This window comes from Pantoea sp. CTOTU49201, assembly GCF_032054795.1.
GTDB classification, from domain to species: domain Bacteria; phylum Pseudomonadota; class Gammaproteobacteria; order Enterobacterales; family Enterobacteriaceae; genus Pantoea; species Pantoea symbiotica.
This window is the reverse complement of record NZ_DAMBSA010000600.1, coordinates 1-1947: the sequence shown is the minus strand read 5'-3', so window position 1 is coordinate 1947 and position 1947 is coordinate 1. Positions and strand designations below refer to the sequence as shown.

2 protein-coding genes are annotated in these 1947 nt (G+C 60.0%); both read right to left on the bottom strand.

Features of this window, described 5'->3' with window-relative positions:
• Positions 1 to 77: 77 nt before the first annotated feature.
• On the bottom strand, positions 78 to 863 hold the full coding sequence (locus RTY00_RS24275; RefSeq protein WP_312666673.1) for an ABC transporter ATP-binding protein: 786 nt from the start codon (positions 861 to 863) through the stop codon (positions 78 to 80).
• A complete protein-coding gene (locus tag RTY00_RS24270) occupies positions 863 to 1942 on the bottom strand; it encodes a FecCD family ABC transporter permease (protein ID WP_154181553.1) in 1080 nt (359 codons plus the stop codon). The genes RTY00_RS24275 and RTY00_RS24270 overlap by 1 nt, the downstream gene beginning before the upstream one ends.
• Between the last annotated feature and the right edge of the window lie 5 nt (positions 1943 to 1947).

Below are 1947 nucleotides of genomic sequence, written 5' to 3'. Positions count from 1 at the left end.
CGCGAAGCATTTGTTGGTGTAACGAGGTCGCCATAAATGGCGACCCTACGTAGGGTGCGCATTCATGCGCACCTGAATTACACCAACGTCTCCGCCAGCCCGTCGATCATCACCTGCGGCATGCCGCGTGAGCAGTGCTCGATACGGCCGCGCACGCCATACACCTGCGCTAGCGTCTCTGGCGTAATCACCCGCGACGGCTCGCCGTCCGCCAGCAGATTGCCATCCTTCAGCATCAGCGCGTGATCCGCATGACGCAGCGCGATGTTGATATCGTGCACTACCACCACCGTCACAATATTGCGCAGTCGGGTTTCGCGACGTACCAGATCCATTACGTGGAATTGGTAGTTAAGGTCTAGCGCGCTGAGCGGTTCATCCAGCAGCAGCAGTTCCGGGCGACGAATCAGCGATTGGGCCAGGCCAACCAACTGCTTCTGTCCGCCCGACAGCTGATCGAGATAGCGCATGGCTAAATGCGCGATGCCGAGTTGCTCAAGCAGATGCATGATCTCGGCTTCGCTCGAGGCGCTGTGCAAGCCACCCGACGCGCGCTGCGCCACGATAATCGACTCCAGCACGTGCAGATGCACGCCCGCTGGCAGACTTTGCGGCAGATAAACCACGCGCTGCGCCCGGCGGGCAAACGGCTGGCTCATCAGCTCTTCACCGTTCAGCCACAGCTCGCCCTGCCCTTTGCCGAGACCGGCCAGCGCGCGCAGCAGCGTTGACTTGCCGCAGCCGTTAGGGCCGAGCAACACAGTGATTTTGCCCTGCGGCAGTTCCGGCACGTTGAGATCTTCAATCACCTTGCGCTTCGGATAACCGGCGGAGAAATGACTCAGACGTAATCCCTGTTCCATTACACCGTCCCCCGATGACGCAGAATAATGCTGAGGAAGAACGGCACGCCGACCAGCGAAGTGACGATCCCCACTGGAATGATCACGCCGGGAATCAGGTTTTTCGACGCCACCGAGGCCAGCGACAGCACCAGCGCACCGACCAGCGCGCTGGCTGGCAGGTAATAGCGGTGATCTTCACCAAACATCATGCGTGCAATATGCGGCGCGACCAGACCGATAAAGCCAATCGGACCGACAAAGGCCACCGCCAGCGCGGAGAGAATACTGATGCGCAGCAGCGTTGCCAGGCGCAGACGGCGCACGTCGATACCAAAGCTCACCGCACGATCTTCGCCGAGGCGCAGCGCGGTCAGCTTCCAACTGCTGAGCATTGAGAACGGAATCAGGATGGCAAAGGCGGCGGTTAACACGCCGAGCTTTTCCCATGACGCGCGCGCGAGGCTGCCCATGGTCCAGAACACCAAGCCCTGCAAGGTATCTTCGCTGGCGATGAACTGCATCATCGAGACTAATGCGTTGAAGGTGAACACCAGCGCGATACCAAACAGCACCACGCCAGAGGTTGAAACTTTGGTCCAGCGCGTCACGCCATCCAGCATCAAGGCGGCAAACAGCGCAAACACAAAGGCGTTGGCGGAGATAAACCACTGGTCCGGTACACCCGGAATGCCGATGCCGAGGATGATCGCCAGCGCCGCACCAAAGGCCGCCGCCGACGAGACGCCGAGCGTAAACGGGCTGGCGAGCGGGTTATTCAGAATGGTTTGCATCTCTGCGCCGGCGAGGCCAAGCGAGAAGCCCACCACCACCGCCATCAAGGCGTAAGGTAAACGGATATCCCAGACAATCACGCGCGTACCGGCATCGACCGCATCGGGATGCGTCAGCGTTTGCCATAAGGTATCGAGGGAGAGCCCAGCCGGGCCGAGCGTGAAATCCAGAATGACTGAGGCCAGTATCGCCAGCACCAGCACGCCAATTAACAACAGTCGCTGGCGCAGTACCTGACGATAATGTGTGATGGTATCGGTTTCGAGGCCGTTTTCCGCCAGCAGCGTGGCGTCGGTGGTACGCATTGTTC